Origin of the sequence: Mesorhizobium sp. M0437 (genome assembly GCF_040321335.1) — a bacterium.
Classification (GTDB): domain Bacteria; phylum Pseudomonadota; class Alphaproteobacteria; order Rhizobiales; family Rhizobiaceae; genus Mesorhizobium.
Genome location: NZ_JAMYRK010000019.1, coordinates 100,122 through 108,591, shown reverse-complemented (window position 1 = coordinate 108,591; position 8,470 = coordinate 100,122). Strand labels below are relative to the sequence as shown.

Sequence of the window (8,470 nt, the reverse complement as noted above, 5' to 3'; positions counted from 1 at the left end):
CCAGAACACGATCCACCATCGCGAATCTCCCTGCTCCAACCTCACAACAGAATCACTGATCGGCTTCTGTGCAAAGATCTCACAAGGGGAGAAGGCAAGAGGGTGTCGCAAAACCGGATTCCACTTTTGCTGATCGCGCTTGAGTGCTAAACGCCCGCCTTCATGCATAGCCGAGCCGCGTTCGGCCGGAAGCTTTTCGGGAAAGAAAATGTCCGCCTTCAAATCCGATTTCCTGCGCACGATGAGCGAGCGCGGTTTCATCCACCAGACCTCGGACGATGCCGGCCTCGACCAGCTTTTCGCCACGGAAACGGTGAGCGCCTATATCGGCTTCGACGCCACCGCCAGGAGCCTGCATGCCGGGTCGCTGATCCAGATCATGATGCTTTACTGGCTGCAGCAGACCGGCCACCGGCCGATCGCGCTGATGGGCGGCGGCACCTCGATGATCGGCGATCCGTCGTTCAAGGACGAGGCGCGCAAGCTTTTGACGCCGCAGGACATCGAGGACAATCTCGCCGGCATCCGCCGCAACTTCACGCCCTACCTCAAATTTGGCGGCGGCCCCAACGACGCCGTCATGATCAACAATGCCGACTGGCTGATGGACATCAACTACGTCAATTTCCTGCGCGATGTCGGCCGGCATTTTTCGGTCAACCGCATGCTGGCCTTTGATTCGGTCAAGCTCCGGCTGGATCGCGAGCAGTCGCTGTCGTTCCTCGAATTCAACTACATGATCCTGCAGGCCTACGACTTCGTCGAGCTCTACAAGCGCCTCGGCTGCCGGCTGCAGATGGGCGGCTCCGACCAGTGGGGCAACATCGTCAACGGCATCGATCTCGGCCATCGCATGGAAGGCGCGCAGCTCTATGCGCTGACCACGCCGCTGCTCACCACCTCGTCCGGCGCCAAGATGGGCAAGTCGGCCTCGGGCGCGGTCTGGCTCGATGCGGAGATGCTGAGCCCATACGAGTTCTGGCAATACTGGCGCAACACCGAGGATGCCGATGTCGGCCGTTTCCTGAGGCTCTACACGACCCTGCCACTCGCCGAGGTCGGACGCCTCGAACGGCTCGGCGGCTCGGAGATCAACGAAGCCAAGAAGATCCTCGCCACCGAAATCACCGCCATGCTGCATGGCCGCGAGGCGGCGGAGGAGGCCAGCGAAACGGCGCGTAAGACGTTCGAAGAAGGGGCGCTCGCCGAAACACTGCCAACCGTCGAGGTGGGCAGGACCGATCTTGAAGCCGGCGTCGGCATATTGTCGCTGTTCGTCACCGCCGGGCTGGCCGGGTCCAACGGCGAGGCACGGCGGCATATCCAGGGCGGCGCCGTGCGCCTCAACGACCAGCTCGTGGCCGACGATCGCAGGATGGTGACGCTGCAGGACCTTGGCCCGGAAAACGTCGCGAAACTGTCGCTCGGCAAGAAGAAACACGTTCTGGTGCGGCCGGTCTGACCAGGGCCCGGTACTTCCTGTTAGATCTTTTCCGAAACCGGTTTCATCTTGCGGCGCTGACCTTCGGTTCGGAATCACCGCCGAGGCTAATCAGCTAGCTCCCGAGAATGGCCGAGGTGCCATTCGTCTCATCGATCGGATCGAGCAGGTAGCGCAAATAGCGGACGTTCTGCGGCGCTTCGATGAACGTCTTGTTCGGGGCACGGAAGCGGACTTGCGGCTTGGAGGCTTGGAGGCTTGGAGGCTTGGAATGTGAGAAGCGGACGTTCAGGCGCCCCCATGCATCGACGCGATCTGACCCATTCACGACAGTCGAAATCACGGTGAACGGGTCCGCTTGCGCCGGTAAAGCGAACGTACGACGTGCTACGAATCTCGCCTGGCTGGTCCTGGGCGGACCAGAGGAGCTAACGTCTATGCTATAGCCCTCCATGGCCCTCCTGAATCCCTGGGTTTGGACACCAGTTCGAGCGGAGCGCCAGAGAGATGCCCTGAGGCGCTGCTGTCACGTGGGATGGCTGCCTCGCAGGCGCCGCCCTCCGATAGCTCATGGGCGGCTTGAGGCGGCGATCGCGGGATAGTCGGTATAGCCAGCGGAGCCGCCGCCATAGAGCGTCGCCGAGTTGAACTCCGTCAGCGGCGTGCGCGTCTTCAGCCGTTCCACAAGGTCGGGATTGGCGATGAACGGGCGCCCGAAGGCGAAGAGGTCCGCCTTGCCCTCGGCGAGCCGCGACGCCGCGAGGTTGAGGTCATAGCCGTTATTGGCGATATAGGTATTGTTGAAGCGCCGGCGGAGCGATCCGAAGTCGAACGGCGCGACATCGCGCGATCCGCCCGTGGCGCCCTCGACGACATGGATATAGACGATGCCCAAAGCATCGAGTTGATCGACGATATAGTCGAACTGCGCCTGGGGGGCGCTGCTCGAGACGCCGTTGGCGGGCGAGACGGGCGAAATCCGGATGCCGGTGCGCTCTGCGCCGATCTCCTCGACCACCGCAGTCGCAACCTCCAGCATCAGCCGGGCGCGGTTCTCGACCGATCCGCCATAAGCATCCGTGCGGACATTGGCACCGTCCTTGGCGAACTGGTCCAGCAGATAGCCGTTGGCGCCATGAATCTCGACGCCATCGAAGCCGGCCTCAATGGCGTTCGCGGCTGCTTGCCGGAAATCGTTGACGATCCCCGCAAGCTCGTCGAGCGCCAGCGCGCGGGGCTCCGAAACCTCGACAAAGCCGTTGTTCACGAACGTCTTGGTCGCGGCCCGGATTGCCGAGGGCGCGACGGGCGCGGCGCCGTTCTCCTGCAGATCGACGTGCGAGACGCGGCCGACGTGCCAGAGCTGCAGGAAAATCCGCGCGTCCTTGGCGTGCACCGCGGTCGTGACCTTTCGCCAGCCGTCGATCTGAGCCTGAGAATAGATGCCGGGCGTGTCCTGGTAACCTTGTCCCTGCCGCGAGATCTGCGTGGCCTCGGAGATCAGCAGGCCGGCGGAGGCCCGCTGGCCGTAATACTCGGCGGCAAGGTCGCCCGGAACGAAGCCCGGGCCAGCGCGATTGCGCGTGAGGGGCGCCATGACGATACGATTGGAGAGCGTCAGCGAGCCGAGAGAATAAGGCTCAAAAAGTGCTTTGTTGGTCATAGGTCACCTTGTTTGTCCCCGCCGCGACGAGGTCGTTATCAAATGGTTTCGTTGGTGCTCAGGCGACCTTGCGGTACCGCTCGGCGGGATGTTCGTTCCGATAGTTCGGAAGCATGGCCTGGCGCGCGGCCTGAAGCGCATCCCACTGCCCGGCATCGGGAAGCGGCGGGATGGTCACCGGTTCGCGGCGGTCGAAGCCGACCAGCGCCGCATCAACCAGATCGTCCACCTCCATCACGTTGGAGAGCGTGTTGATGTCGGCGCCGACGTGGTCCCAGATCTCCGTACGCGTCGTGGCGGGCAGCACGGCCTGGACGTAGACACCCTTCGGCGCGAGCTCGAGGCTGAGCCCCTGCGACAGAAACAGCACGAAGGCTTTGGTTGCGCCGTAAACCGTCATCCCGAACTCCGGCGCCAGCCCGACCACGGAGCCGATGTTGACGATCGACCCTTCGCCAGCTTTCGCAAGACGCGGGGCGATGGCGCTGGCAAGTCGCAGAAGCGCGGTCGTGTTGAGCGCAACGAGCCGGGCGACGTCATTGGTACTCTGCTCGATGAAGCTTCCGCCGATGGCTGTTCCGGCATTGTTGACGAGAATCCCGATGCGGGCGTCATCGCGCAGCCTCGTCTCTACCGTTGCAAGCTCGGCAGGCTGCGTAAGATCAGCCTGGATGATATCGATCGCAACGCCAGTTTCCTGACGGAGCCGGGCTCCCAGTGCCTCCATTCGTGCCACGTCACGGGCAACCAGCACGAGGTCGTGTCCGCGGCGGGCGAACCGTTCGGCATAGGAAGCTCCGATGCCCGTGGAGGCGCCGGTGATGAGGACTGATGGAATGGTGGTCATGGCATTGCTCTTTTCTCTGATGGAACCTATATTCATGACGATCATCATGATTGCGGCTAAATATGATGGGCATCATGTAAATGTCAACGGGGCCGACGGAGAATTTTGAAATGAAGGTCAGTCGAGAGCAGATGACGGAGAACCGTCACCGGATATTGGATGCGGCCAGCCGGCTGTTTCGCGAGAAGGGGTTCGACGCGGTCAGCGTGGCGGAAGTGATGAAGGCCGCCGGGCTCACCCATGGCGGCTTCTATGGCCATTTCAGTTCGAAGGACGACCTGATCGCGCAGACCCTTGCCCACGTCCTCGCCGCGGACTCAGGCGGAGGGGGCGATCTTCGCGCTTATGTAGGTTCCTATCTTTCGCCCCGGCATCGCGACAACTGCGCCGGCGGTTGCCCGACGGCGGGCCTTGCCGCAGCCATCCGCCATCAGACCCCGGCTGCACGCTCGGCCATGACGGAAGGCCTACGATCGCAGATCGACCGTATCGGCAAGGCGCTCCCGGAGTTGGATCCGGCAGACAGACGCCGCGCGGCGATCGGAAGCTGGGCAGCGATGGTGGGGGCAGTAATCCTCGCCCGGGCGATCGACGATCCCGCGCTCTCGGATGAAGTGCTTGAGCAGACGCGTGCCTGGGTCGATGCCGGGATCAGCCAAGTGTCTGCCAGCTAGGTGGTCTGCGGCAGGAGTGCTCTTGTCGAGAGCAATGCGGCTATCGGCGTTGGTTGGGTGGCTATCTTGCAGAATATCGCACGGCAGCGTGCAATCAGCGGGATCCGCGGACCAAGAGGGTTTCGAACTTCCCTGTTGAGGGAACCATGCTGTCGCCCAATTTCCGCTAAACTGGCGAATGAAGCCGTTCAACGGCAGAACATCGAATGACCGCTCCTGGCGCAACTACGCCCTCAAGCGCGATCGCCGGTGATGTCCGCTGTAAGGCGGTGGCACAACTAACTTTAACGGCCGACATTAGGCGCAAAGCGGCCATTTAGGCCCGGGCGGACGTCAGTCGCCTTTGGATCATGGGCGTGAATTCGCGGGGCGGACGAGCGGCCGCTTAAGATCAAAACTCGGTCGCTCGAGGTAATTGGGTTTTGACCTCAGCGATACTCGAAGATCGACCTGAAAATCCCGGGCGCTATCACCGATAGCGGATTGACCTCCAGGTTCGGCTTGTTGGCGTTGCCCTTGAGCCTGTAGGTGACGCCGATCAGGCCGCGGTCGCGGCCGTTGCCGAGCAGTGCGCCGATCAGCGGCAGTTCGCCGAAGATGCGGTTTACGCCGTAGGCCGGCATGAACGTGCCGGTCATGTCCATATTGTTGTTCTGGTCGTAGAGCGTGCCCTGGAAGGTGGTGCCGATGCGCGAGCCGCGCAGTACGCCGTTGCGCAGCTTGAGATAGCCGCTGCCCTTATCGATCTCGCTGAAACCGCGCTCGAACTTCACCCTCGACGTGTCGAGATTGCCTTTGACCGCCTCGTTGAGGCTGCGGTTGTCGCCGGCCGGCGTCGTCGACACGATCGAGGCGAGCTTCGGCTCGTTGACGACAAAGAAGTTCTTGGCGTCGACCTGGCCTTTCATCGGACCGTCGCCGGCCCCGGTGAGCGCCAGCGTGATCGAGCCGCCTTCCATATGCTCGTAGATGTTGAGGAAGCGCAGTATGGCGCCGGCGTCGGCCGACTTCATGTTGAGCGTGCGCAGGCCGCCGCCGGTCGTGTTGCTGATGGTGATGGCGGCTCCCGAACTTGCCGTGGCGCTCACCTTGAGCCCGTTCACCCGGGACCCTGCGGCGCTGTAGTCGAGTTTCAGATTCGACAGCACCTCGTCGTGGAAGCCGGTCAGGGAGCTGACGTCGGCGCTGACCGAGATCGCATCGACGCCGGTGGTCTTGGTGGCGGTATCGACATCGGACGTGAATTGCTTGATCAGCGAGCGTGCGTCCAGCGCGCTGCCGCTGACCTCGACCGCATAGGCTTTGCCCGACCGCTTCACCGAGACGGCGACGTCGTCGCCCCTGTTCAACGTGACCTTGCTGAACCGGGCCGAGGACAAGGCGCCGTTGACCAGCACGGCGCTGCCGTCGATGGAGAAGGTCTTGCCGTCGAGTTCGAAATTGGACAGCGTCGTGGTGTCGCCGGTCTTCGCCATGGCGAAGACCACCTTGGCGGGAATGCCGGGGCCCTTGCTCCAGCCGGCCCAGGGAATGTCCAGCCTGGCATTGGTCAGGTCGGCCGACACGTTCTGGTTGCCGGTGCCACTCTTGTCGATCGCCACCTTGATGGTTCCGGAAAGCAGCGTCGACAGGCCAGGCATGGCGGTGGCGCGCGTCTTGTCGTCGAGCACCAGCTCCACTTTACGACTGCGCGGCGGGCCGCCATCCCTGAGTGGCTCGATCAGGTCGAGCTCGGCCGGAATGCCGTTGAGCAGCGCCTTGGCCGAGATCACCGCCCGGTCGGGCGCGACCGTGATCGAGCCGTCGGCATGGCTGACCGTCTGGCCCTCGAACGGCTTGCCCAGCGACAGGTCCTTGTAGTCGAGCGCCACCAGCCAATCGAGTTTGGAAGAGTCGACACCGGACTGCAGCGGAATATCGGCCTTGACGTGGCCGGTCACCGTGCCGGACAGGTCGTCCGGCAGCAGGCCGACATGGCGCATGGCGTTGATCGGGTCAAAGGATGCCAGCTCGGCGATTGCCGGCGCCTCGCCGGCGACATCGATGTCGAGCGCGCCGATCACCGGCGGATGGTTCGCCGCCTTGACGGTGAGCGTGCCGTTGCTCGCCGCCACCGTGCGGCCGCTCGGCATATAGACGCTGCCCGACGACAGCGCGACGTCGACGTCATTGCCGTGGAAGCCGACGACGCCGACGGCATCGCGGATCGGCGGAATGCGGCCGGCCGTGTCGAAGCGCGATCCTTCGACCTGGAATCGGCCGAACACTTCATCGGCCGAAAGTGGCACGCCGTTGCCGAGCCGTCCGGGCACGACCTGGAACTGCAGGCTGCCATCGACGACGCGGCCGCCGAACAGGTTCTTGAGCACCCACAGCCTGGCATTGCGCGCCGAAAACCAGGGCCATAATTGCTTGACGTGCGAGACCGGCATGTCGTGGACATTGAGCGCCACCGATATGCCCGGCGCCTGGTTGGCGACGAATGAAACCGAAGCCGTGCCCAGCACTTCGCTGCCCGGTCCGGACCGGACGCCGATCTGCTCGGCGACCAGCTTTTGGCTCGTCGGCTGGTAGACGCCGGCAATACGGGCAATGAAGCTGAGCGCCGGCTCCGGCGAATCCGAAGGCGCCAGGGTCGAACCGTCGCTGGTCAGGTCGTAACGATAGGATGGCTCCTCGCCCGCTGCGCCGGTAGCGGGCTTCGGGCCGATCGAACCGGCGAAATCGAAGGTCGAGCGGCCGGTTTTCACCAGCAAGCTTTCGACCTGGATCTTGTTCGACCCGGCGACGAGCGTCGCATCGAGATCGATGTCGGCCGGAAGCAGGCCGCGCGAACCGAGATTGAGCACCGACCCGGTCAGTGACAGGGCAGCGGTCAGCCGCGAACTGTTGTCGCCGGTCCCTTCCGACCCCGCCAGCTTCAAGGCGATCGCGCCCAATTTGCCGCCTGCTGCCGCAGCTTCGGCATCCGCCGCCTGGATGCTGGCATCCAGCGTGGTGATGCGTCGCGTCGCCGGATCGCGGGTGGCGGAAGCGGCGATGGTAAGTCCCCTGCCGTCGACATCCGCATCGGATGAAAACTCCATGCTTCCCGGTCCCGTCTGCGACACGGAGGCGTCGGCGATGGTGACCGACTTGACCGATCCGGTCTCGGGCAGTGCCAGCTCGACGTTGCGCAGATCGATCTGGCGCATCGAATCCACGCGCACCGCATCGAGCGCGCGGTTGACGTTGGCGAAGACGGCGGCGGAAAGTTTTTCCGGATCGATGAGGCCATCCTGGTTGCGCAGCCCGGCCGTCCAGTCGCCGCCGGACGGCATCGCGGCCATGACGATGTGCGCGTCGGAAATCCGGGCGCTGGTCAGCCGTACCTCGCCCGAAAGCAGCGGGATCAGCCGGATGCCGAAGCGGACCCGGCCGGCATCGGCCATCGGTTTGCCGTCGGCGGTCTTGAGGCTGACGTCGCTGACCTGCAGCGCAATGAAGCTCGACCCGTCAAGCGTCAGCCGGGCCGGCCCGACGGCAACGTCGACATCGAAGCCGGCCAATCTCTCGATTGCCGTTTCGGCTTCCGCGCGAAGCCGCTCCGAGCCGAAGCCGGACACGCCGATCGCGTAGACGCCGGCGCTAGCCAGCAGCACAAGGGCGACAAGGCCGGCAAACAGCCGCGCCATCAAACGGACGCCGCGACCGATCGACGCCTGGCCGAGCGGCGGGACGCGGCACGCGGACGGAAAGGTTCCCAGGTCGGTGATCTCGTCACGCCTGAACCTGATCTTCTCGTGCTGCGGTAGCTCCTGATCCACGCAATCTTCCGTTGAAACGAATTCGATCGTGGACGAATC

6 protein-coding genes are annotated in these 8,470 nt (G+C 63.8%); 2 read left to right on the top strand and 4 right to left on the bottom strand.

The genetic code is table 11. The features are described from left to right. On the bottom strand, positions 1 to 222 hold a 222-nt coding region (locus tag NKI72_RS14905), incomplete at its 3' end, for a hypothetical protein (RefSeq protein ID WP_352850243.1). Here NKI72_RS14905 and tyrS point away from each other — a divergent pair. Beyond that, positions 209 to 1,462, top strand: a complete 1,254-nt coding sequence (gene tyrS, locus NKI72_RS14900; RefSeq protein WP_352501564.1) for a tyrosine--tRNA ligase — start codon at positions 209 to 211, stop codon at positions 1,460 to 1,462. The two genes, NKI72_RS14905 and tyrS, sit on opposite strands and share 14 nt — an antisense overlap. A gap of 547 nt (positions 1,463 to 2,009) precedes the next feature. Here the strand turns inward: tyrS and NKI72_RS14895 are convergent. Further along, positions 2,010 to 3,104, bottom strand: coding sequence for an alkene reductase (locus tag NKI72_RS14895; RefSeq protein ID WP_352501563.1), 1,095 nt, complete (start codon positions 3,102 to 3,104; stop codon positions 2,010 to 2,012). Between the two features lie 58 nt (positions 3,105 to 3,162). Then, complete coding sequence (locus NKI72_RS14890; RefSeq protein ID WP_352472053.1) at positions 3,163 to 3,951, bottom strand: SDR family NAD(P)-dependent oxidoreductase; 789 nt, start codon at positions 3,949 to 3,951, stop codon at positions 3,163 to 3,165. Between the two features lie 110 nt (positions 3,952 to 4,061). Between NKI72_RS14890 and NKI72_RS14885 the strand changes: the two genes are divergently transcribed. Further along, complete coding sequence (locus tag NKI72_RS14885) at positions 4,062 to 4,625, top strand: TetR/AcrR family transcriptional regulator (protein WP_352472054.1); 564 nt, start codon at positions 4,062 to 4,064, stop codon at positions 4,623 to 4,625. Between the two features lie 428 nt (positions 4,626 to 5,053). On the opposite strand, the gene NKI72_RS14880 is transcribed toward NKI72_RS14885, so the two are convergent. Continuing rightward, the gene (locus NKI72_RS14880) at positions 5,054 to 8,431 is read right to left on the bottom strand and encodes a hypothetical protein (protein ID WP_352850242.1); all 3,378 of its coding nucleotides are present in this window, start codon (positions 8,429 to 8,431) and stop codon (positions 5,054 to 5,056) included. Positions 8,432 to 8,470 lie beyond the last annotated feature (39 nt).